Origin of the sequence: Solwaraspora sp. WMMA2101, from assembly GCF_049179175.1 — a bacterium.
In the GTDB taxonomy this organism is placed as follows: domain Bacteria; phylum Actinomycetota; class Actinomycetes; order Mycobacteriales; family Micromonosporaceae; genus Micromonospora_E.
Map to the genome: position 1 here is coordinate 3837511 of NZ_JBMHMA010000006.1, position 21597 is coordinate 3859107.

The 21597-nt window shown below is 70.6% G+C and carries 20 protein-coding genes; 11 read left to right on the plus strand and 9 right to left on the minus strand.

Annotation, left to right across the window (positions count from 1 at the left end; translation table 11 throughout):
• Window positions 1-66: 66 nt before the first annotated feature.
• Window positions 67-471, minus strand: coding sequence for a hypothetical protein (locus tag ACN28F_RS18360; protein WP_289209152.1), 405 nt, complete (start codon window positions 469-471; stop codon window positions 67-69).
• A complete protein-coding gene (locus ACN28F_RS18365) occupies window positions 468-656 on the minus strand; it encodes a hypothetical protein (RefSeq protein WP_289209153.1) in 189 nt (62 codons plus the stop codon). Before ACN28F_RS18365 ends, ACN28F_RS18360 begins: the two co-directional genes overlap by 4 nt.
• A 332-nt stretch (window positions 657-988) precedes the next feature.
• On the opposite strand from ACN28F_RS18365, the gene ACN28F_RS18370 reads away from it, so the two are divergent.
• Entirely contained in the window at window positions 989-1750 is a 762-nt protein-coding gene (locus ACN28F_RS18370) for a transposase family protein (RefSeq protein ID WP_289205445.1), read from the plus strand.
• A 116-nt stretch (window positions 1751-1866) separates the two neighbouring features.
• Here ACN28F_RS18370 and ACN28F_RS18375 read toward each other — a convergent pair whose 3' ends face one another.
• Window positions 1867-2106, minus strand: a complete 240-nt coding sequence (locus ACN28F_RS18375; protein ID WP_289209154.1) for a winged helix-turn-helix domain-containing protein — start codon at window positions 2104-2106, stop codon at window positions 1867-1869.
• Between the two features lie 408 nt (window positions 2107-2514).
• On the opposite strand from ACN28F_RS18375, the gene ACN28F_RS18380 reads away from it, so the two are divergent.
• The 6 genes from ACN28F_RS18380 (at window position 2515) to ACN28F_RS18405 (ending at window position 8918) form a co-directional block, all read left to right on the plus strand.
• Window positions 2515-2838, plus strand: coding sequence for a DivIVA domain-containing protein (locus ACN28F_RS18380; protein ID WP_421358854.1), 324 nt, complete (start codon window positions 2515-2517; stop codon window positions 2836-2838).
• Window positions 2835-4445 carry a hypothetical protein gene (locus ACN28F_RS18385; RefSeq protein WP_289209155.1) on the plus strand — a complete coding sequence of 537 codons (1611 nt, stop codon included), beginning with the start codon at window positions 2835-2837 and terminating at the stop codon, window positions 4443-4445. The genes ACN28F_RS18380 and ACN28F_RS18385 overlap by 4 nt, the downstream gene beginning before the upstream one ends.
• Before the next feature lie 370 nt (window positions 4446-4815).
• Window positions 4816-7554 (plus strand): nitrate- and nitrite sensing domain-containing protein, encoded by a 2739-nt coding sequence (locus tag ACN28F_RS18390; protein ID WP_289209156.1) that lies wholly within the window; start codon window positions 4816-4818, stop codon window positions 7552-7554.
• Entirely contained in the window at window positions 7551-7982 is a 432-nt protein-coding gene (locus ACN28F_RS18395) for a roadblock/LC7 domain-containing protein (protein ID WP_289209157.1), read from the plus strand. Before ACN28F_RS18390 ends, ACN28F_RS18395 begins: the two co-directional genes overlap by 4 nt.
• A complete protein-coding gene (locus tag ACN28F_RS18400) occupies window positions 7979-8344 on the plus strand; it encodes a DUF742 domain-containing protein (protein ID WP_282224191.1) in 366 nt (121 codons plus the stop codon). Before ACN28F_RS18395 ends, ACN28F_RS18400 begins: the two co-directional genes overlap by 4 nt.
• A gap of 19 nt (window positions 8345-8363) precedes the next feature.
• Window positions 8364-8918 (plus strand): GTP-binding protein, encoded by a 555-nt coding sequence (locus tag ACN28F_RS18405; RefSeq protein ID WP_421358857.1) that lies wholly within the window; start codon window positions 8364-8366, stop codon window positions 8916-8918.
• 48 nt (window positions 8919-8966) lie between these two features.
• On the opposite strand, the gene ACN28F_RS18410 is transcribed toward ACN28F_RS18405, so the two are convergent.
• From ACN28F_RS18410 to ACN28F_RS18420, 3 genes are all read right to left on the minus strand, one after another.
• Window positions 8967-10355, minus strand: a complete 1389-nt coding sequence (locus ACN28F_RS18410) for a tryptophanase (protein ID WP_421358859.1) — start codon at window positions 10353-10355, stop codon at window positions 8967-8969.
• The gene (locus ACN28F_RS18415; protein WP_421358861.1) at window positions 10355-11464 is read right to left on the minus strand and encodes a tryptophan dimethylallyltransferase family protein; all 1110 of its coding nucleotides are present in this window, start codon (window positions 11462-11464) and stop codon (window positions 10355-10357) included. The genes ACN28F_RS18410 and ACN28F_RS18415 overlap by 1 nt, the downstream gene beginning before the upstream one ends.
• 420 nt (window positions 11465-11884) lie before the next feature.
• Complete coding sequence (locus ACN28F_RS18420; protein WP_289209162.1) at window positions 11885-12973, minus strand: Ku protein; 1089 nt, start codon at window positions 12971-12973, stop codon at window positions 11885-11887.
• 149 nt (window positions 12974-13122) lie between these two features.
• Here ACN28F_RS18420 and ligD (ACN28F_RS18425) point away from each other — a divergent pair, with 149 nt between their 5' ends.
• On the plus strand, window positions 13123-14094 hold the full coding sequence (ligD, locus tag ACN28F_RS18425) for a non-homologous end-joining DNA ligase (protein WP_289209163.1): 972 nt from the start codon (window positions 13123-13125) through the stop codon (window positions 14092-14094).
• Window positions 14095-14114: 20 nt separating this feature from the next.
• Complete coding sequence (ligD, locus tag ACN28F_RS18430; RefSeq protein ID WP_421358864.1) at window positions 14115-15050, plus strand: non-homologous end-joining DNA ligase; 936 nt, start codon at window positions 14115-14117, stop codon at window positions 15048-15050.
• A 79-nt stretch (window positions 15051-15129) separates the two neighbouring features.
• Here ligD (ACN28F_RS18430) and ACN28F_RS18435 read toward each other — a convergent pair whose 3' ends face one another.
• The 3 genes from ACN28F_RS18435 to ACN28F_RS18445 form a co-directional block, all read right to left on the minus strand.
• Window positions 15130-16800, minus strand: a complete 1671-nt coding sequence (locus ACN28F_RS18435; RefSeq protein ID WP_289209165.1) for a DNA repair helicase XPB — start codon at window positions 16798-16800, stop codon at window positions 15130-15132.
• Between the two features lie 351 nt (window positions 16801-17151).
• Entirely contained in the window at window positions 17152-18168 is a 1017-nt protein-coding gene (locus ACN28F_RS18440) for a family 43 glycosylhydrolase (protein ID WP_421358866.1), read from the minus strand.
• Window positions 18169-18256: 88 nt separating this feature from the next.
• Window positions 18257-19315 carry a LacI family DNA-binding transcriptional regulator gene (locus tag ACN28F_RS18445; RefSeq protein WP_289210810.1) on the minus strand — a complete coding sequence of 353 codons (1059 nt, stop codon included), beginning with the start codon at window positions 19313-19315 and terminating at the stop codon, window positions 18257-18259.
• Window positions 19316-19663: 348 nt separating this feature from the next.
• On the opposite strand from ACN28F_RS18445, the gene ACN28F_RS18450 reads away from it, so the two are divergent.
• Together ACN28F_RS18450 and ACN28F_RS18455 are read left to right on the plus strand one after the other, a co-directional pair.
• Window positions 19664-20158 (plus strand): carbohydrate ABC transporter permease, encoded by a 495-nt coding sequence (locus ACN28F_RS18450; protein WP_289210811.1) that lies wholly within the window; start codon window positions 19664-19666, stop codon window positions 20156-20158.
• Window positions 20155-21312, plus strand: a complete 1158-nt coding sequence (locus ACN28F_RS18455) for a serine hydrolase domain-containing protein (RefSeq protein WP_421358868.1) — start codon at window positions 20155-20157, stop codon at window positions 21310-21312. Before ACN28F_RS18450 ends, ACN28F_RS18455 begins: the two co-directional genes overlap by 4 nt.
• Window positions 21313-21597: the final 285 nt, after the last annotated feature.

Sequence of the window (21597 nt, forward strand, 5' to 3'; positions counted from 1 at the left end):
GATGTTGCACCGTAGACGTGCTGCCCTTTGGTCCAAGCTGGGCAATTGCATCCGCGACTTTCCCGGTCACGTCGCCGGCGGTCTCGGCATTCTCGACACTCTTCTTGGCGACCCGTCGGTGCCAGCCCTTCGGGCGTCCGGTGCTGGCGACGATCTCTTCGCCGCTGGTAGGCTGGTGTCGGGGTTGGCCTGGAGGGTGGGCATCGAGCCGGGGATGAGGCAATTGCCGCACCGCGAGAACGCCTCCGCTGACTTGGCGAGCAAGTTGCCGAGCCTGCCGGCCTTGGCTGCTGCGGTCTCCGCCTCGGTGATGGCGTCGCGAATCTCGTTGTGGTTGGAACCGGTCCCGGCGGTCGTGAGGTGCTGGTGAGCCTGGTCCAGGTCAGCCTGGGCGCGGGCGGCTCCGACTGCGGCCTGATCGAGTCGTTCGACGGCGGTGCGGAGCTGAGCGACCACGTCAGCCAGGGTCATCCGAGAGCCCTCCGGTAGGCCTGGGCGTGCTCCACGCAGCTGTCGATCCGCCGGCAAATCATCTCGACCTCATCAATGGCAGCCGTCAAGTGGTGCTCGCCCTCCTTGACGTAGTCGCACTGACTGCCGCGAACGGTGCGAAGGGCCAGGCCACCTGCTTCCGTCGCGACGTCGCTGAGCTGCACGATGAGCCGCTTGCCTCCTCGGCGGCCTCGATGGCCTGCCCGATGCGCACCTTGACATCCTCGACTGTCATGAAGCCGCCCGTCCAGAGAGGGGTAGCGCGGCAGCCTTCTGGTGACATGAAGGCTACCGGTAGTGGCCAACTGCGGGAGGCCCCTCGCGGCACAGTGGAGTCAGGTGGGTGGAAGCGTGGCAAGCCTCTCGACGGACATCAGGGAGGCTTATTCAGCAGGGCCTCGATAGCCCACAGTGGACCCCCTGATAAATGAGACGGCCCGCCCTCCCATAGGATGGAGTTACCACACAACAACCAAAGAAAAGCGGACCGCCGAACATGTATCATACCACCGGCTTCACGACCGATCAGATCCGCGACCTCTGCGTGCTGGTCCGCGCCGAATGCCGGAACCTGGGCATGGAACCGTGGCCACCGATCCTCGGCCTCTACCGCGCCCTCGTGGTCACGTTGACCTACATGCGGCGCAACCGCGTCCAAGCGGAGATCGCCGAGGCGCACGGCGTCTCCCAGTCGACGATCTCACGGGCGGTCACCGCCATCACCCCGGTCCTCGACCGCGTGCTGGCGGGGTTCGTGCCGACCGCCGACGAGCTCGACCCGACCGTCCAGTACATCGTCGACGGCACCCTGTTCCCCTGCTGGTCATGGCGCACGGACCGCTGTCTGTACTCCGGCAAGCACAAGACCACGGGCATGAGCGTCCAGGTCGCCTGCACCCTCGACGGCGCGCTCGTCTGGGTCTCCGATCCCGTCACCGGCAACCACCACGACTCGTACGCGATCAACGACACCGGTGTTCTCGTCAGCCTGAATCCTGCAGGCTGGATCGGCGACAAGGGATACGTCGGCAACGGCATGATCACCCCGTACAAGAAGCCCAAGGGCGGCGAGCTCACAGAGTGGCAGAAGGAATACAACAGGCAGGTCAACAAGATCCGCTGGGTCGTCGAACAGGTCATCGCGAATCTGAAGACCTGGAGAATCCTGCACACCGACTACCGCAGACCGCTCGCGACCTTCACAGAAACGATCTCCTGTGCCATCGGGCTGCACTTCTACAGGATCGCCTGTGAATAGACCTCAGGGTGTGGTGATTCGGATGCGCGTGGGCTGACGAGCCGTCGGCGCGTCGAGTCGATGAGGCGCAGTGGATCATCAATTGAGCAACCCTCGCCGGTGAGCGGGAGAGGGGCCTACGGCTTGCGCATCCACGTCGCCGGATCGGTGACGTAGACACCTTTGCCCTGGTGGCGGTCGATGACCTCGAGTGCTTCGAGGCGCACGAACACCAGGCGGATCGTTGACGGGCTCACGTCGTACTGCTTGCAGAGCTGGGCGATCGACGGCAGTTTGTCGCCGGCCTTGAGTGTGCCGTTCTTGACGTCGGCAACGATGGCGTTCGAAATCTTGAAGTAGTCGGGCAAAACAGGCATGGCGCTCCCTCGCGTGGCGCCTCCATTCGACCACGTCACTTATGTGTGGAGCAAGGTTTAGGTAGCCTCCACGCAGAGGTTGACATCGACGACATCCGCACATAAGTTCATCGCTACGAACGCTCCCTCGCGTGGCAACGACGGAGTGCTCGTGCCCTGGTCGGGGCGGGGTGGTGGCGCGCGGCCTGCCCGCCCCGACCGCCCTACCCGAGCGAACCCCCGCGAAACCCGCAACCCGCGACACCCGTACCCAGGAAACACACCAAAAGCCGCTCCGGGGTCGTACCCGCCGAATGAGGCTGCGACCGGCCGGAGCTGGGGCGACCCGTCGGCTACGAGCACTCCCGCTTACGCCTTCCCTGCCGGCGGGTCGCCCCATCCAACTCCTGATGAAGGGGAACCCCCGCGATGCGCAACCTTCTCCACCGGATCTTCAGTCGGCCCCGCCGCCTCCACCACGTCATCGAGCCGCCGCCGGGGCGGCCCCGCAACGGCGGGGTGTTCCGCCGCCCGCCGCTGCGGCCCCGGATCTACCCCAGCCAGGTCCGCGACCGCCGGTTCCGCGAGGTCCGCCGTGGTCTCGACCCGGACGAGGTGTACGCCTTCCTGCACTACGTCGCCGAGGACCTGACCGCCCTGCGGGACGATCTGCGGCGCACCGACGACGAGAACCTGCGGATCAAGTGTGCGCTGCGCGAGTGGCAGTCGGCTCAGACCCGGATGTACGCATGAGCGGCGGGCCGCGTACCCACCTGGTGTTGACCGTCGCGAACCTGGACACCGGCGCGGTGGCCTCGGCCAGTGTCGCCGCCGGCACCCACGCCGACTTCGGCGGTGGCTGGCGGGTGCCGCTGACGCCGGTACGCGACGAACTCGCCGCACAGGTCAAAGTGGACTGCTCGACGCTGCGCGAGCTGCGCCACCCGGCGTGGACGATCCTGCTCGGGCGGACCGTGGCGGCTGCCCCGGCCGGCGCCGACGGCCGGCTCGGCCGGCTCTGCGCCCTCGCCGACCTGCTCTGCCTGGACCTGGTCGTCGAGGCCCGGCGGGGTGTGTACGCGGCCGGCCTGAACTGGGACCTCCGGTTCGAGGTGCCCGGCGCGGCCGTCCCACGTGACCAGCGTGGGTACGCCGACAGCCTGCCCGCCGCGCTGGAGCGCACCAGCGTGCCCGACGCGCTGGCGGGGCTCGCCGAGCGGTCGTTGACCGCGCCGGCGTACTTCCTGCGGCCGCAGCAGGCCCGGTCGACGCTGCCGCCCGAGGAGATCGACGCCGACCAGCTGGAACGCCGGATCGTCCGGGACTGCGGCGACGGGCCGCCGACGCCCGGGGCGCAGGCCATCTGGCGGGACGGCCGTTGGCGGCACACGTCGCTGCGGCGGATCCTCGGCCCCCGGCCGGCGATCCCGGAGCGTGCGCCGCTGCTGTGCCGGGCTCAGCAGCCGCCAGCGCCGACGTGGTGGGGTGAGCCGATCCCAGGGGTGCCGTGCCTGGACTGTCACGCCACCGGTTGGCGGCACCCGGTGCTGACCTGCCGGCGCTGCGGCGGCCACGGCCGGCGGTACGCCGGTGCCGTCGTCACCGTCACGAATCTGCGGGACCGGGCGACGCACGTCGAGTGGCGGGCGTCGACCAACGACCCCGATCCCGCTTCCGCAGACAGTGCGGACCGGTGGCGGGACCATCGGTTGCCGGAGCGGTTCCGGCTGGGCCGGTGGGCGGGCGTGTTCGGGGTACGGCCGGTGGACCTGCTGGATCTGACCCACGAGCGGGTGCTGTCGCTGTGGCTGCGTGACGGCATCGCGGCGCGCGACGGCAGCTCCGGCAGTTTCGGTCACCCGGTCCGGCGGTACGTGGCCGAGGCCGCCGCCGGCCGGCCCAGTGCCCGGCTGCTGGTGCAGGCCGCCGACTGGGCCGAGTTGCCGGCGTTCGACGCCGTCGCCGCGCTGGTCGTCGGGCTCGGTCTGGCGCTGCGGGTCACCGCCTGTGAACTGCCCCGCGACGTCGACCAGCCGATGATGTCGTACGGCCTGTTCTGGTCGGTCGACGCGGTGCCGGCGGCGGTCCCGGTCGACGAGTCGGCCCCGCTGGACCGGCCGTTGGGCGCGAGTGTGCAGCAGGCGGTCGGTGACTGCCTGTACCGCCTGGAGCTGCGTGCCGCCGAGTCGGTGCCGATCGATCCGGCGCAGCCGGTGCCGGTGCCGCAGCAGTTGGTGCCGCCGTTCGTGCCCGATCTCGTCGGTCGGCTCACCGCGCTGGCCGCCGATGCGGTCGGCCGGGTGGTGGCGGCCCATCTCGACCACGCCGGCTGCCGCTACTGGGCCACCGCCGCCAGCTGACCGGCGACCCGCTGGATGTCGGCGATCTAGAAGGATTGTGGCTGGTATTCCGGCGAAATCCTGCTAGATCACCAGTCCGACAGCGAGAACGGCGACTCCGGGAGCCGAACGACGGCGGTGTTTCTGTCACTCTCAGTTAGACAGTGGTGTACGCCACAATTTGCTGGCGCAACTATCATCCGGGAGCGCTCCCATGGTCCCTGGTGGACCGGTTTAGCCAGGTCGCGCCGAGGGTGAGCGACCCCCTACCCATCGACACCGAAGGGGTGGTGTTGACTACGAGCTCAGCGGTATCGTGCCACGCGCATCGGCGTTGGCCAGCTGTGGACGTGCGCTGCTCCACTCAGGCCGCCATTCGATTGGATACAAGTTGGCACGCACACAGGCCGACGGCCAGCAGCCGAAGAAATCCCGACGCGGCAACGACCGTCAGCAGTCGATCAAGCGTAGGGTCATCCGGCTGGTCCTCATCCCCGGCGTGGCCGCCCTGGCGCTCTGGCTGGCCGCCTCCGGCTACCTGGTCTTCCAGGGCTTCTACAACCGACAGGTCGCCGTCGGCGTCCGTGAGGTGTCGATCCCGGCCGTTCCGGCGCTCGCCTCCATCCAGGAGGAACGCCGCCTCGGCATCGCCTACCTGGCCCAGTCCGACAACGACCTGCAGGAACTGCTCGACCAGCGGCGGCAGACCGACGAGCAGCTGACCGCGCTGCGTACCGTCGCCGAAGGCTCCCTCGCCGCCGCCCCCGACTCGATCATCACCCAGTGGAACACCCTCACCGGGTACCTGGATCAGCTGCCGAGCATCCGGACCACGATCGACTCCCGGTCGGCCAGCGGCCAGGAGGCGTACGAGTTCTACAACGGCCTGCTCGACGCCGCGACCGAGATGTTCGACATCCAGGCCCGGATCGTGCCCGACGTGACCGCCGCCCAGGGTGGTATCGCCGCCACCGAGGCGTTCCTCTCCAGTGACCTGATGTCGCGGGCCGGCTCCCTCGGTGACGAGGCGTTCAGCTCCCGGTCCTTCACCGAGCAGGAACATCTCGCCTTCGTCCAGCTGGTCGGGGCGTACCGGGCCACCCTGGCCGCCGTCTCCCCGCACCTGCACCCCGACGCCCAGCAGCGCTACGAGGAGATCGTCGCCAGCGACGCCTGGCAGCGGCTGCAGATCGCCGAGGACAAGCTGATCGCCGCCGGTGCCTGGGGCAACTCGGTCCCCGGTGGGCTCGGCATCGACCGTGCGCAGTGGGCCCAGCTCACCGCGCAGGTCTCCGCCGACCTGGTCGACCTGACCATCGTGCAGGCCGACTCGGTCTCCGCGCAGACCCTGCGTACCGGTAACAACCAGCTGCTGCTGGCGCTGCTCGGCAGCCTCCTCGCCCTGGCCGTCGCGGTCGCCGCGACCGTCTGGGCGGTCCGGCAGTCGCAGGTCCTGGTCGACCAGGCACTGTCACTGCGCCTGGCGCAGCTCGGCCAGGACGCCTCCGCGATGGTCGACGAGCGGCTGCCGGCGGTCATGGACCGGCTGCGCCGCCGCGAACAGGTCGACCTCTCCGCCGAACTCGCCACCAAGGACTACGGCGCCGACGAGATCGGCCAGGTGGCCCAGGTCATCAACCGGTCGCTGCAGGCGGCGGCGGCCGCCGCCGTCAACGAGGCGCAGACCCGTACGTCGAGTATCACCATGCTGATGGGTGTCGCCCGGCGCCCGCAGCGGCCACTGCAGCGCGGCCTGCGGGTCATCGAGGACCTGCAAGGTCGAATCGGTGACGAGAAGCTGCTCGGCGAGCTGTTCGACATCAACCACCAGCTCACTCAGACCCGGCGCTTCCTGGAGAACCTGGTCATCCTCGCCGGTGGGCAGATCGGCCGTCGGTTCAAGAACCCCGTCCCGGTCCGCCGGGTGCTGCTGGCCGCCTTCGCCGAGTCGCAGCACTACCAGCGGATCACCCTGCGCAAGGCCGCCGACCTGGCGGTGCACGGGCACGCCGTCGCCGGCACCATCCACCTGCTCGCCGAGCTGCTGGACAACGCGCTGGCCTTCTCGCCGCCGGAGACGATGGTCTGGGTCACCTGCAACGAGGTCAAGCACGGCCTCGCGGTGGAGATCGAGGACGCCGGCATGGGGATGCGCGGCGAGGCGCTGGACCGGGCCAACGACCTGCTCGCCACCGCGCCGACCCCGGACGTGATGGCGTTGCGCGACGGCGCCCAGGTCGGTCTGCACGTCGTCGCCGAGCTGGCCAAGCGCGACGGCATCCAGGTCAGCCTGCGGACCTCGGCGTACGGCGGCCTGCTGGCGATCGTGCTGCTGCCGGAGCGGCTGCTCGCCGGCCGTACCGACGACCGGACCGGCCGGGACCTGGAGCAGGAACGGCTCGTCCCGGCCATGGCCGGGGCGGTGGCCCGACCGAACGCGCTGCGGCACCACCCCCGAGCCGCCGCCAACGCCGCAACCGCGACCGCGACCGCGACGGCACCTGCGCAGGCGTCGGCGACCGCGACGGCGCCGGCACACCCGCAGGCACCCTCGGCCACACCGGTTCCGACGACCGTCGGGACGACCGGGGCAGCGGCCACGAACGCCGTCGCGACCGCGGCGGCGCCCGGCAGCACCGTCGGGCCGGCCCCGGTGATCCCCGGACCGGCGTCGACGGCCGGTTCCGCCCCGGTGGGCGGCGGCACGGTGTACGAACGACGGAGCACAGGCGACGTGGCAGGACATCCGTACCGTACCGGCGACCCGGCCGACTACCGCCGCAACGGGGCCGCCCAGGTGGAGTGGCGGCTCGACCCGGAGCCGGCCGAGCCGGACCCGGCGGCCGGCGGCGGCACGACGGCCACCGGTACGCCGCCGTCCGCCCCGCCGGCCCGGCCGCCGCTGCCGCACCGCCAGCCGCAGCAGCACATCGCGCCGGAGCTGCGCGACGAGATCGCGGCGGACGGCGACCCTGGTACGGACGCCACGCCGATGCGCTCCCCGGAGGAGGCCAGGAACCGATTCAGCCGGTACCAGCGGGCCTGGAGCGCAGGTCAGGCGGCAGCCAGCGACGACGTGGCGGCCAACGACGCCCCGGCAACTAATGATGATCAAGGCAGGAACGCGTGACCAACTCTCACCCGCAGAACGACCTGACCTGGATGTTGGACGACCTCGTCGAGGTCCCCGACGTCCTGTACGCGGTGGTCCTGTCCACCGACGGTCTGATCATCCAGAAGTCCACATCGCTGCCACAGGACCAGGCCGAACTGCTCGCCGCCGGGGCGTCGTCGCTGCACAGCGTCGCCGCCGGGGTCAGCCGCCGGTTCGACAGCGGCCCGGTGCACCAGGTCATCGTCGAGTACCGGGGACAGAGCCTGTTCATCGCCGCCGCCGGGCACAACGCCCGGCTCGCCGTACTCTGCGAGCAGAGCGTCGACATGGGCACCGTCGCGTACGAGATGAGCCGGCTGGTCACCCGCATCGGTGAGTACCTGAGCACCGATCCACGGACCGCGGTGACGCAGATCAACGGCAATGCCGGGCCGGGCCGATGACACACGACGTGTGGGACGGCGACGACGACTCGGAGGCGGGCCGACTGGTCCCGCTCTACATCCTGGTCAACGGGCGGACCAGCCCACGCAACACCAACCTCGACCTGGCCACCCAGGTGGTGGCGCTGCCCGCCGACCTGTCCCGGCTGGAACCGGAGTACCGGGAGATCGTCGAGCGCTGCTCGACCTGGATGTCGATCGCCGAGATCGGCGCCTACCTGCACCACCCGCTCACCATCACCAAGGTGATGGTCGACGTGCTCCTCGAGCAGGGCTACCTGGACATCGGTACGCCGGCCCAGCAGAAGATCGCCGACCGTGACCTGCTGGCGACCGTGCTCGCGGGCCTTCAGCGACTGTAGACGAGAAGGACTGATCACCGTGGATCGCAAATCGGTCAAGGTCGTGGTCGCTGGCGGATTCGGCACGGGCAAGACCACCATGGTCGGCTCGGTCAGCGAAATTCCGCCGCTGACCACCGAGGAGGTGCTGACCGAGGCCAGCATCGGCGTCGACGACGTCACCGGCATCGAGGACAAGACCAGCACCACCGTCGCCCTCGACTTCGGCCGGATCACCATCGCCGAGGACGTCGTGCTCTACCTGTTCGGCACCCCCGGGCAGGACCGCTTCTGGTTCATCTGGGACGAGCTGGCCCAGGGCGCGATCGGCGCGGTCGTGCTGGTCGACACCCGCCGGCTGGACAGCAGCTTCGCCGCCATCGACTACTTTGAGCGACGCGGCATCCCGTTCGTGGCCGCGGTCAACCAGTTCTTCGGCGAGTGCCTCTACACCGAGGACGAGATCCGGGGCGCGTTGGAGCTGGATCCGGCCGTACCGCTGCTGTGGACCGACGCCCGGGACCGGGCCTCCTGCAAGGAGACCCTGATCGAGCTGGTCAAGCACGCGATGCGCCGGCTTCCGGTGCCAGGCTGAGCCCCAGCCGCCCGGCTACGCCGGGGCCAGCCGGACCGTTACGCCCGGCTACGCCGGGGCCAGCCGGACCTTGAAGTGGCGCAGCAGCGGCGGTGCGGAGACGATCCGGTAGCCGCCGACCCGCTGCGGATCCTTGGCGATGTCGGCCAGCACCTCGGCGACGTACTCCAGATGGGCGTCGGTGTAGACCCGGCGCGGGATCGCCAGCCGGACCAGCTCGAACGGTGCCGGCGTGACCAGCTGGTGGTTGTCGTCGAGCCCGCCGAGGTACAGCGAGCCCAGCTCGGCGCAGCGGATCCCGCCGTCGAGGAAGAGCTGGCAGCCCAGCGCGTGGCCGGGGAACTGGTGCGGCGACAGGTGTGGCAGCAGCCGGCCCGCGTTCAGGTAGAGGGCGTGGATGCCGGCGGGGGCGACCGTGGCCACCCCGGCGTCGGCGAGCAGCCGGGCCAGCCGGGCGGTCGAGGCCGCACGGGAGCGCAGGTACGCCGGTTCGAGCACCTCCCGGACGCCCTGGGCGAGCCGTTCCAGGTCGTGGCCGGCGAGTCCGCCGTACGTGGAGAAGCCCTCGGTGGCGATCAGGTTGGCCTCGCAGGCGGTGTACCGGGCCTCGTCGCGCAGCCCGATGACACCGCCGATCGCCGACAGGCCGTCCTTCTTCAGGCTGATGACGCAGCCGTCGGCCAGGTCGAAGGCGGCGCGGGCGATCTCGCGCGGAGTCTTGTCGCGGTACGCGTCCTCCCGTTGCGACACCAGCCATGCGTTCTCGGCGAACCGGGCCGCGTCCAGGAAGAACGGCACGTCGAAGCGGCGGCACAGGTCGCGTACGGCGGTCAGGTTCGCCATCGACACCGGCTGTGCGCCGAGCCCGTTGTTGGTGATCGTCATCAGCACCACGCCGACCCGGTGCCCGTCCGGGCCGGCCAGGGTCCGTTCCAGCGCGTCGAGGTCGATGTCGCCCTTGAACGGTGCGTCGTCGTCCAGGTCGGTGGCGGCGGCGCAGGGCAGGTTGACCGCCTGCGCGCCGGCCAGCACCACGTTGGCGTGGGTGGTGTCGAAATGGGTGTTGCTGATGCTGATCTGGCCGGGTTTCAGCAGGTCACCGAAGAGGATCCGTTCACCGGCCCGGCCCTGGTGCACCGGCAGCACGTGCGGGTAGCCGGTCAGGTCGCGGATCTCGTCGCGGAACCGGAACCAGGAGCGGGCCCCGGCGTACGATTCGTCGCCGAGCGCCGCCGCGGCCTCCTGCAGGGTCGAGGTGGCCCCGGTGCCGGAGTCGGAGAGCAGGTCGACGGTGATCTGGTCGGCCCGCAGGTTGAACGGGTTGTAGCCGGCCTCGGCCAGCGCGGCGCGCCGTTCGTCGGCGGTCAGGAACGGGATCGGCTCCACCACTTTGATCCGGTACGGCGGCAGGGTGGTGCGTCGGTCGGCTGGCTGCATCACATGCTCCCGGCGTTCATCGGCGTACGGTCTCGCCCGGGTCGCGGTGCGGCGACCTGGTGGGCTTCGGCGGACAGGTAGACGGTGATGCCGGGGCGGGGGCGGCCGACCCGCAGTGACACGTGCGCGATCAGGCCGACGCCGTCGGCCAACGGCCGGTCGGTGACCGCCTCGATGGCCGGGTCGAGCCGGCTGGCGTCGAGGCCGTACCGGTCGAGCAGTTCGCGGACCCGGTCGCGGGCCTGGACGTCGTCGTCGACGTAGTCGCGGATCGGCACGTACAGGCTGTAGCCGACCGGCTGGGTGGCGCCGGTGGTGAAGGTGTAGCTGCTGACCAGCGGACGCCGTTCGTACGGGCCGGGGCCGCCGGCCGCCGTGGTGCAGAAGTCGGCGACCTGGTCGGGGTCGATGTCGTCGACCACGCTCGCGGCGCGGACGGCGTCGTCGACGGTCGCGTCGTACTGGCTGACGTAGAGCTTGACCCGGGACTGGTCGCCGTCGTGCAGGTCCAGCGCGAAGAACGTCAGCTGGTCGCGTCGGCCCAGCTCACCGGGGCGCAGGCCGCCGTCGACCATCATCGGGTACGCGGCGTCGAGCCCCAGCTTTCGTAGCGCTTCGACGACCAGCGTGGCGCGGTGCTCCTCGCCGCGTACCGCCGGGTTGAAGTAGACCTTGAGTTCGGGTCGGCGGCCGCTGCGGAAGACCAGCGAGTACCACAGTGCGAAGGCACCGCGCGGTCGGTCGGTGTCGAAGACCTCGCGGACCGCGTCGAACCGGCTGGTGGCCAGGTCGAACCGGTCGACCTGGCGGTCCAGGAAGCGGTACGCGGCCTGGGCGTGCGCGGCGAGGTCCCCGGTGGCGGCCTGGGCCTCGGCGAGGATCCGCAGGGTCGGCGGCTCGGCCTCGTTGAACGCGACGGAGTACTCGACCGGGGTGTGGTCGTCGGCGACGTCGGACGGCCAGGCCGGTGGCTGGTCGACGGGCCGGGTCGCGGCCGGGCCGAGCAGGTCGGCGACGAGTTGCCGAGGGACGGCCGGGTCGGCGTCGACGACCGCGCAGAGCCGGGTCAACTGTCCGGCCAGTCGGTCCAACAGGGAGGTTCCGTGCATGTGTCGCCTTCCGCCGCGCCTCGCAACATCCTGGCCCCTTGGTGATCACCCGACTTCACATAGTGATCTCCGACCGAGGTAGTTGTCGAGTGAGACAAATTTCACTGATCCTGAGTGGATTGTCAGGATGAGTGAAATGCCAGCTTGGCGCGGTGGACGAATCCGTCCTATGCGGGAGTAGTGGACCTGTGGCGACTGTGCCGAATAGTGGGATTGACCAAGTTTGATCCGCTGTGGTGCAACGCCGCTGGTCGGCGGGGTCACGCGGTGCGACCAGCAGTTATTCCTGTGTGGAATAAATATTCCACACAGGAATGCACGTCAACGGGAACCTGCGTCGGACTGCCGCCTGCCGCCTGCCGCCTGCCGGCTGCCGCCTGCCGGCCGCCCGGCCGATCAGGCTGCTGGCCGCCCGGCCGATCAGGCGGACTTACGGTCGGTAGCCTTCCTCGCCGTCGAGCTGCGGGAGCTGGCCTTCTTGGCGGCAGCCTTCTTGGTGGCGGTCTTCGTGCCGCCGGTCTGCTTGGCGGCAGCCTTCTTCGCCGGCTCGTTCTTGCTGGCCGGCTCGGCCTGCTTCGCTCGCTGAGTCTTCTTCGCCGGTTCGGCCTGCTTGGCGGGATCGGCCTTCTTCGCGGCGGTCCGGCGCGCCGCCGGGGCCTTGCCGCCCGCCTTCCTCGCCGAGGTGATCGGGGTCGGCTCGGCCGGGGCCCGGTCACTGTCGGCGGCCTCGCCACGGGCCACCCGGGCCCGCTCCACCGAGGCCCGCAACGCCGCCATCAGGTCCACCGCAGCCGGCGGAGCCTCCGCCTCCTCCTCCGGGGCGACGATCTCCCGGCCCTCCACCTTGGCGTCGATGACCTCCTGCAACGCGGCCCGGTAGTCGTCGGTGTACTCGTCCGGGGCGAACTCACCGGCCATCGAGTCGATCAACGACGCCGCCATCGCCAGCTCCGGCGGCCGGACCTGCACGTCGTCGTCGAGGAAACCGAACGACGCCTGGCGGATCTCGTCCGGCCAGAGCATCGTGTTGAGCACCAGCACGTTGTCGCGTACCCGCAGAGTGGCCAGCTGCTCCCGCTGCCGCAGCGCCACCTTCACGATCGCCACCCGGTCGGAGTCGGCCAGGGCGTCGCGCAGCAGCACGTACGGCTTGGTCGCCGTACCCTCCGGCTCCAGGTAGTAGGCCTTGTTGTAGAGGATCGGGTCGACCTGGTCGGCCGGCACGAACTCCAGTACGTCGATCGCCCGCGACGTGCTCAGCGGCAGATCCGAGAAATCCTCGTCGGTCAGGATCACCATCTCGCCACCGCCGAGGTCGTAGCCCTTGGCGATGTCGTCGTAGCTGACCTCCTCGCCGTCGACCGAACAGACCCGCTTGTACCGGATCCGGCCGCCGTCGGTGCGGTGCACCTGGTGGAACCGGATGTCCTTCTCCTCCGTGGCGGAGTACAGGCGTACCCCGATCGACACGAGGCCGAACGACACCGCGCCTTTCCAGATCGCGCGCATGGTGAGTCCCCTTCGCCACCACCGGCGGCCGCCGCCCTGTCCTGCCCTTCCCCAAGGTCAAGATCGTCCAGGTCAGCCCGGTGTTGATCCAGGATCGCATCCGACAGAACTCAGCGCGACCACTTCGTTGCTGGTTTTACAGTGGCAGGATGCCGGGTGGACCGCTGCGGCCGATGCTCGCGACGACCGGGGAGCTGCCCACAGGCCCCGGCTGGCGGTACGAGTTCAAGTGGGACGGCGTCCGCGCGCTGGCCGACATCTCCGGCGGCGCGCAGCGTCTGTACGCCCGCTCCGGCGCCGAGATCACGGTGGCCTACCCGGAACTGTCCGGCCTGCCCCGCGCCCTGGACGACGCCCTGCTCGACGGCGAGATGGTGCTGCTCGACGCCGCCGGCCGGCCGTCGTTCACCGCGCTCGCCGAGCGGATGCACGTACGGGACCCGGCGCGGGCCGCCCGGTTGGCCGCTGGGGCCCCGGCCACGTACATGATCTTCGACCTGCTGCGGCTGCGCGGCGCCGACCTGACCGGCTGGCCGTACCACGACCGGCGGCACGCGCTGGAAGCCCTCGGCCTGGCCGGGCCGGCGTGGGCGGTGCCGCCCGGCTTCGCCGACGGGCCGGCCACCCGGGCCGCCGCCGCTGAACACGGCCTGGAGGGGGTGGTCGCCAAACGGCACGACGCGATCTACCGTCCAGGGGTGCGCAGCCCCGACTGGGTCAAGGTCAAAATCGAGCTGACCAGGGATTTCGTCGTCGGCGGCTGGCGGCCGGGGGTACGCCGCGTCGGCGGGCTGCTGGTCGGCGTACCGGGGCGGGATCCGGCCGGTGCGGCGACCGGTGCCCTGCGGTTCACCGGCCGCGTCGGTGGCGGCATCGGGGCGGCGGCCGAGCGCGCCCTGCTGGCCGCGCTCGAACCGCTGCGTACCGACGGGTCGCCGTTCGACACGCCGCTGCCGCGCGAGGACGCCAGGGGCGCGATCTGGGTCCGCCCCGAGGTCGTGATCGAAGTACGGTACGGCCAGCAGACCCCGGACGGGCGGCTGCGCTTCCCCCGCTTCCTGCGGATCCGCCCGGACGTGCCGGCCACCGACGTCGACGCCGAGGCCGCCGATGGCGGCTGACTTGAGGCGGGGTGCCGCCGATGCCGGCTGACCGGGGAGCGGGCGCGGCCGGGCGGATCCGCGTGGAGGTGGCCGGCCGGGCGCTGGAGCTGTCGAACCTCGACAAGGTGCTCTACCCGGCGGCCGGGTTCACCAAGGGCGAGGTGATCGACTACTACACCCGGGTCTCCGGCGTACTGCTGCCGCACCTGGCCGACCGGGCGCTCACCCGGATCCGCTACCCGAACGGGGTCGACAGGCAGTACTTCTTCGAGAAGAACGCCCCAGCGAGCACCCCCGACTGGGTGCGTACCGCCCGGTTGCCGACCCCTGGGTCCTCGCGCGGCCGCGACGAGATCGACTTCGTCGTCGCCGACGACCTGCCCACCCTGGTGTGGCTGGCCAATCTGGCCGCGTTGGAGCTGCACACCCCGCAGTGGCGGGTCGGCGCCGACCCTGATCTGCTGGTCGTGGACCTCGATCCGGGGGCACCGGCCGGGATAGCGGAGTGCTGCGTGGTCGCGGTGGCGATCAGGGACCGGTTCGCCGACGACGGGATCGCCTGCTGGCCGAAGACCTCCGGCCGCAAGGGCATGCAGCTGTGTGCGCCGGTTTCTGCCACCCAGTCGGCCGAGGTGATCTCGGGGTACGTCAAGCAGGTCGCCGAGGAACTGGAGTCTTCTTCGCCGGCGAAGGTCACCTCCAGGATGGCGAAGCGGCTGCGCCCGGGAAGGGTCTTCATCGACTGGAGTCAGAACAACGCGGCGAAGACGACGGTGGCGCCGTACTCGCTGCGGGCCGGCCCGGTCCCGGCCGCCTCGACCCCGCTGACCTGGCCGGAGGTGGAGGCCGCAGCGGCGGGGGACCTACTAGGGGCCGTCCGCCAGTTCACCGCCGCCGAGGTGCTGGACCGGATCGACGAGTACGGCGACCTGCTGGCCGACCTGCTCACCCCCGGCCCACCCGTCCCCTCATGATCCCGACGATCTTGCGGTTATCGCGAGGATTTGTCGGATTCGGTCAACGATAAGCGCAAGATCGTCGCGATCATGGGGGTCAGGGGAGGGCGGGGCCGAGGACGTCGTCGGCGTCGACGATCGTGTACGCGTAGCCCTGCTCGGCGAGGAACCGTTGCCGGTGTGCGGCGTACTCGGTGTCGACGGTGTCCCGGGAGACCACGGTGTAGAAGTGCGCCTGCCGGCCGTCGGCCTTCGGGCGCAGCACCCGGCCAAGGCGCTGTGCCTCCTCCTGGCGGGAGCCGAACGTGCCGGAGACCTGGATCGCCACCGCCGCCTCCGGCAGGTCGATGGAAAAGTTGCCGACCTTGGAAATGATCAACGTCGGGATCTCGCCGTGGCGGAACGCGTCGAACAGCCGTTCCCGCTCCTTGTTCGTGGTGGCGCCCTGCACGATGGGGGCGTCGAGGTACTCGCCGAGCTGATGCAACTGGTCGATGTAGGCCCCGATGACCAGCACCTGGTCGCCCTGGTGCCGGTCCACCAGCGCCTTGACCACCGGCAGCTTGGTGCGTGCCGTCGCCGCCGACCGGTACCGCTCCTCGGTCTCGGTGACCGCGTACGCCATCCGTTCCGCGTCGGTCAGGGTGACCCGGACCTCGACGCACGCGGCCGGGGCGATCCAGCCCTGCGCCTCGATGTCCTTCCATGGCGCGTCGTACCGCTTCGGGCCGATCAGCGAGAAGACGTCACCTTCCCGGCCGTCCTCGCGGACCAGGGTGGCGGTCAGCCCGAGCCGCCGGCGGGCCTGCAGGTCGGCGGTGAACCGGAAGATCGGCGCCGGCAGCAGGTGCACCTCGTCGTAGACGACCAGGCCCCAGTCGCGGGCGTTGAACAGGTCCAGGTGGGTGAAGGCGCCCTTACGCCGCGACGTCAGCACCTGGTACGTGGCGATGGTGACCGGGCGGATCTCCTTGCGTTCACCGGAGTACTCGCCGATCTCCTCCTCGGTCAGCGAGGTCCGGGCGATCAGTTCCCGCTTCCACTGCCGGCCGGCGACCGTGTTGGTGACCAGGATCAGCGTGGTCGCCTTGGCCTGCGCCATCGCCGCCGCGCCGACCAGGGTCTTGCCGGCACCGCAGGGCAGCACCACCACCCCGGAGCCGCCGGCCCAGAACTGCTCCACCGCCTCCCGCTGGTACGAGCGCAGCGTCCAGCCGGGCTGCCCGTCACCGCCGGCGGTGGCCAGTTCGATCGGGTGCGCCTCGCCGTCGACGTAGCCGGCCAGGTCCTCGGCCGGCCACCCCAGCTTGAGCAGGCCCTGCTTGAGGCGTCCCCGCTCGGACGGGTGCACCGCGACGGTGTCGTCGTCGATCTTCGCGCCGAACATGCCGGCGAGTTTCTTGCTCTTGACCACCTCGGTCAGCACCGCGCGGTCGGTGGCCCGCAGCACCAGCCCGTGCGCCGGGTCGTTGGTCAGCTGCAGCCGGCCGTACCGGTCCATGGTCTCGGCGACGTCGACCAGCAGCGCGTTCGGTACGGGGTACCGGGAGAACTTCAGCAGCGCGTCGACGACGCTCTCGGCGTCGTGCCCGGCGGCACGGGCGTTCCACAGCCCGAGCGGGGTGAGCCGGTAGGTGTGCACGTGTTCCGGGGAGCGTTCCAGCTCGGCGAAGGGTGCGATGGCCATCCGGCAGGCGGTGGCGTCCGGGTGGTCGATCTCCAGCAGCAGGGTCTTGTCCGACTGGACGATGAGCGGGCCGTTGTGCACGTCATTCCCCCTTGTGGCCGACCTGCCAGTCTGGCACACCGGCCGGCCCCGCGCCCCGGCTGCGGTGATCGACGCCACTGTCGGGGTCCCGATTGAAGAGAATCGCTCGGATTACGCAACCGACCTGGCCGGTGTGGCGTCTGTAACCACGACGGCCGTCCCGGTCGGGTGCGTCCGTCACGGTGATCGGTGGGTGTCGCGGGACGCGTTCGATCCGCACAGCGACCCACTCCGGGCGGCAGCGCCGGCCGGAGAGTGCGGCGCGGCGGGCGGAGCAACGGGGGCGAGCGGTCCGTGGGCGGCGCCCGACCGGCACCGTACGGCCGCCGTCCGCTGACCGACCCTCCCCGGTCAGCGGGCGGCGGTCTCCGCGTGCGCGACGGCGGCCTGTGCCGGGGCGGTGGGTGTCCGGGGGGTGGCCGAGGCGTCCGGTCCGGTCGGGACCAGGCCGACACCGGGTACGTAGCGGACCGGGAGCGGGTCGGTGATCTCCCCGATGAACCGGCCGTCCTCGTGGTCGCGGAAGCCGATCAGTTGCCAACCGCCAGCGTCGTCGGGCAGCAGGCGTGGCGCGTAGAGGCTCGGATGGGCGTACGGCATCGCGGCGGCGACGTCCCACGGGCCGGTGGTGGAGGTCCCCGGTGCCACCCAGACCAGGGGCGCGTCCGGACCACCCCGGTCGGCGGTGACCGAGTTGGTGCAGAACAGCATCAGCGGCTGGCCGTCCATCACCACCACCTGCGGCACCTCGAGGTGGCCGAAGCCCGCCGGGGTGGACACCGGTGGCTGGACCTGCCAGGTGAGCAGGTCGTCGGAGGTGGCGTGGCCGGTGACACCACGCGAGTCGGCCGCGCCGTCGCGGGCGCGGGCGGTGATCAGCATGTGCCAGCCGTTGCCGGCCGGGTCCGGGTAGACCCACGGGTCCCGCCAGGCATGTTCGTACCAGGCGTCGGGGTCGAGGGTCTCGTACCAGGTGGGGTCGGCTTCGACGAGCGGTCCGTCGCCGTGGCGGTGCCAGCTGACCAGGTCGTCGGAGACTGCCAGGCCGATCCGCTGGACCAGGCCCTGTTCGGCCCGGCTGACGCCGGTGTAGAACAGGTACCACCGGCCGTCGGGGCCGCGTACCGTGCTGCCGGTCCAGGTGGCCAGGTCGTCCCAGGCGGGGGTGTCGGCGGCGACCAGCGCGTCGGCGACCAGTCGCCAGTCGCGCAGGTCGGTGGAGACCGCGTGGCCGATGGTGGCGCGGTGGTGGCGGCGGTGCGGGTCGAGCAACGCCCGGGAGGCAGGCAGGAAGAACGCGTGCCACAGGCCGTCGTCGTCCCGTGCGTACCAGCTGTCCCACACCCAGTGGTCCGATAGCCGAAGCATGCGTTGGAACCTTACGGTAAATCGGTTTATCGCCAAGCGCGGGGACCGGTCCGGATCGGTCCCTACGCGGCCCGGGGGCGGCTTGAGGTCAGTGCGGCCGGGGGGCGGCGATCGACTTGCGGCGGCGCAGCGGCATCGGCACCACGTACGGGGCGCCGGGTGCGCCGTCGAGCAGGATCTCCACTGCCCGGCGGCCCATCTGCTCGTGCGGCAGGGCCGCGGTGAACAGTCCTGGGCGCAGCCAGGTGGCGATCGGGTCGTCGTCGAACGAGACGATCGAGATGTCCGCCGGGACGGTCAGGCCCGCGTCGGCGACCGCCTGGTACGCACCGAAGGCGAGCCGGTCGTTCATGCAGATCACGGCGGTGGGGCGGTCGGGTCGGTCGAGGATGCCGCGCATCGTGGTGTAGCCGTGTTCGGGCAGCCACTCCCGGCAGGACGGCTCGGCGTACAGCTTCGCCCCGGCGGCGGACAGCGCGTGCCGGATGCCGCGCAACCGGGCCTCGGCGGCGAGGGAGACCTCCGGGTCGCGTTCCTTGAGCCGGTTGCGCCCGATCAGCGCGATCCGGTCCCGGTGGCCCTGCTTGAGCAGGGCCTCGGTGACGGCGCGGCCGGCCTGTTCGTCGTCGGGGAGCACGCAGGGCAGGTCCTCGGCGCTGGTGGCGTTGAGCAGCACCACCGGTCCGCCCAGGATCGCCGGCGGTACGGTCAGCCGGCGGGTCGCCATCGCGGCGTAGATCACCCCGTCGACCTGACGGTCCAGCATGGCCTCGATCGCGTACCGATCGAAGGCCGCGTCGCCCTGGGTCTCGGTGATCAGCAGGACATGGTCGCGCTCCCGGGCGGCGTCCAGTGCGCCCCGGATCAGCCCGCCGGCAAATCGGGTCGTAGCCACAATGTCGGACACGAAGGCAATGGTGGCAGTTTTTCTGGTCCTGAGGCTTCGGGCGGCGACGTTGGGGCGGTAGCCTAGTTCCTCGGCGGCGGCGAAGACGCGCTGATGTGCCTCCACCGACAGGCGCGTCCCCTCCCGGCCGTTCAGCACCATCGACGCGGCGGTCTTGGACAGCCCGGCGCGTTGGGCGACATCTGCCAGTGTCGCCCGATTTCGCGGTGTTGATCCGTTAGATGAGGTTTCTTTGTCCACAGCGTTGCCTCCGCCGGTCAGGCCCATGCTCAATGATGCGATGGTGGGCCGGCCGGGTCACCGGCGGGTCACCGCCGTGGTGGCGCCGGATCGCTGGTAGCGACCGGTTCGCCGGGGTGGCGTCGGCCGATCGGGTGGCCGACCGACGACCGACGGGGTGGGTGTGCCGGGACGGCCGGTCCAGTGTGAACGAGCCGTTTCCGGACCGTTGCCAACTAGTCCTTGACAGCAGCGAGCAATCGGAAGCATGCTCTGATAAATCAGTTTAGCTAGGGAGTTCCCGACGACCTCGGCCGTCGGCCGGTGAACCCGAAACACCAGTTGCGCCGCGTGGGATCGGCGCAACTGGTGAGAACTCAAGGAGTCCCGATATGCGTAGTTTCGCGCGCGGAAGCTCCACGCCGGTCGCCCGGCCGTGGTGCTGGCGCCGCTGATGGCGGCGGCCCTCGCAGTCAGCTCATACCGTTCGGCGTGTTCTGGATGCGGACGCACTTCATCAACGTGCCACCGGAGCTGTCCGAGGCGGCCCGGGTCGACGGCAGCACCACCTGGCAGCTGTTCTGGCGGATCCACCTGCCGCTGGCCCGCCCGGCGATCGCCTCGCTGACGATCCTGCTGTTCCTGTGGACCTGGAACCAGTTCCTGCTGGCCATCGTGCTCGTCGACGACGGCACCAAGCGGACCATGGCCGGGGCGCTCGGCGCCTTCCAGGGCCAGTGGGGCACCGACCAGGTCCTGCACTGCGCCGGATCGCTGCTGATCCTGACGCCGACCCTGATCGTCTTCCTCATCTTCCAGCGCCAGTTCATCAAGGCCCTGCTGCAAGGGTCGGTCAAGGGATGAGCGTGCCGACAACCACTGCCGTGCACGGGGACGTGGCCGACGGCTACGGCCCAGTCGCCGACGTGTTCCGGGACAACTTCGCCACCCGCGGCGAGGTGGGTGCCGGCCTGGTCGTGCACGTCGACGGCCAGGTCGTCGTCGACCTGTACGGCGGACTGGCCGATTCGCGTACCGGACGGGCCTGGACCCGGGAGACACCGGCGGTCGTCTTCTCCTGCACGAAGGGGATCCTGGCGGTCTGCGCCTACCTGCTGGTGCAGTCCGGTCAGCTCGACCTGTCGGCGCCGGTCACCCGTTACTGGCCGGAGTTCGGCGCCAACGGCAAGGCGGACATCCCGGTCCGGTGGCTATTCACCCACCAGGCCGGGCTGCCCGCGCTGGACCGGGACCTGACCCGGGCCGAGGTCATCGCCGAACGGCCGGTGATCGAGGCGATCGAGCAGCAGCGATCGCTGTGGCAGCCGGGGACGGCGTACACGTACCACGCCCTGACGTACGGCTGGCTGGTCGGTGAGCTGATCCGGCGGGTCACCGGGCTGCCGGCGGGGGAGTACTTCCGCCGTACCCTCGCCGGGCTGTTGGGGCTGCGGACCTGGATCGGCCTGCCGGCGGCCGAGCGCGACGCGGTCGCCTGGACCCTGGCCCCGCCGGGCGGCCCGATGCCCTTCCCCGACGAGGTCAGTGAACGGTCGCTGACCATGGGCGGCGCGTTCGACTTCCCGGCCGACGCCGACGGGCTGGTGAGCTTCAACGACCCGGCGATCCAGGCCGCCGGGATCCCCGGCGCCGGCGGGGTGAGCTCGGCCGCCGGGCTGTCCCGGCTGTACGCCGCGTGTGTCTCCGACGTCGCCGGCGGGCCGCTGCTGAGCACCGCGTCGGTCGACGACGCCGTCGTGGTCCGGGTCCAGGGCCAGCAGCGGTACGGCGGACCGGACGCCGGCCAGCGGTGGGGGACCGGGTTCCTGCTGCGCTCGCCCCGGGTCCGCCCGATGCTCAGTGACCGCAGCTTCGGTCACGACGGGGCCGGTGGTCACCTGGCGTTCGCCGACGACCGGTTCCGGGTCGGTTTCGGGTACGTGCTCAACCAGATGGGCGGTGTGGTCGACGACCGGGCGAACCGGCTCACCGAGGCGCTGCGCGGCTGCCTGGACTGACCGCCGCACCGGGCTTGACCACCTGCGGCACGCCGGGCGGGACGTTTCCGTGGCAACGGATCTGTCCCGCCCGGCGTTTCGTCGTGGCAGGCGGCGTTCAGCTGGGGGTATCGGGGGTATCAGCCGTCCCGCCAGCATCTTTCGTATTTCCAGCCGATTTCCAGCCGGCGTCTTGACAGCGGCTGATCACGGCGAGCATGCTCCGAGCTAAATCAGTTTAGCATCGATCTACGACCAGTCGGGGAGTCATCTGGCCACCCCCCCGCACCTGGTAGCGACCCGGTG

Bases quoted from the DNA above. Each gene is read 5' to 3' on its own strand.
- ACN28F_RS18375 (WP_289209154.1), bottom strand. From the start codon at position 2,106: ATGCCTGTTTTGCCCGACTACTTCAAGATTTCGAACGCCATCGTTGCC.
- ACN28F_RS18455 (WP_421358868.1), top strand. From the start codon at position 20,155: ATGAGCGTGCCGACAACCACTGCCGTGCACGGGGACGTGGCCGACGGC.
- ACN28F_RS18415 (WP_421358861.1), bottom strand. From the start codon at position 11,464: ATGCACGGAACCTCCCTGTTGGACCGACTGGCCGGACAGTTGACCCGG.
- ACN28F_RS18380 (WP_421358854.1), top strand. From the start codon at position 2,515: ATGCGCAACCTTCTCCACCGGATCTTCAGTCGGCCCCGCCGCCTCCAC.
- ACN28F_RS18420 (WP_289209162.1), bottom strand. From the start codon at position 12,973: ATGCGCGCGATCTGGAAAGGCGCGGTGTCGTTCGGCCTCGTGTCGATC.
- ACN28F_RS18440 (WP_421358866.1), bottom strand. From the start codon at position 18,168: ATGCTTCGGCTATCGGACCACTGGGTGTGGGACAGCTGGTACGCACGG.
- ligD (WP_421358864.1), top strand. From the start codon at position 14,115: ATGCCGGCTGACCGGGGAGCGGGCGCGGCCGGGCGGATCCGCGTGGAG.
- ACN28F_RS18385 (WP_289209155.1), top strand. From the start codon at position 2,835: ATGAGCGGCGGGCCGCGTACCCACCTGGTGTTGACCGTCGCGAACCTG.
- ACN28F_RS18410 (WP_421358859.1), bottom strand. From the start codon at position 10,355: ATGCAGCCAGCCGACCGACGCACCACCCTGCCGCCGTACCGGATCAAA.
- ACN28F_RS18400 (WP_282224191.1), top strand. From the start codon at position 7,979: ATGACACACGACGTGTGGGACGGCGACGACGACTCGGAGGCGGGCCGA.
- ACN28F_RS18370 (WP_289205445.1), top strand. From the start codon at position 989: ATGTATCATACCACCGGCTTCACGACCGATCAGATCCGCGACCTCTGC.
- ligD (WP_289209163.1), top strand. From the start codon at position 13,123: ATGCCGGGTGGACCGCTGCGGCCGATGCTCGCGACGACCGGGGAGCTG.
- ACN28F_RS18360 (WP_289209152.1), bottom strand. From the start codon at position 471: ATGACCCTGGCTGACGTGGTCGCTCAGCTCCGCACCGCCGTCGAACGA.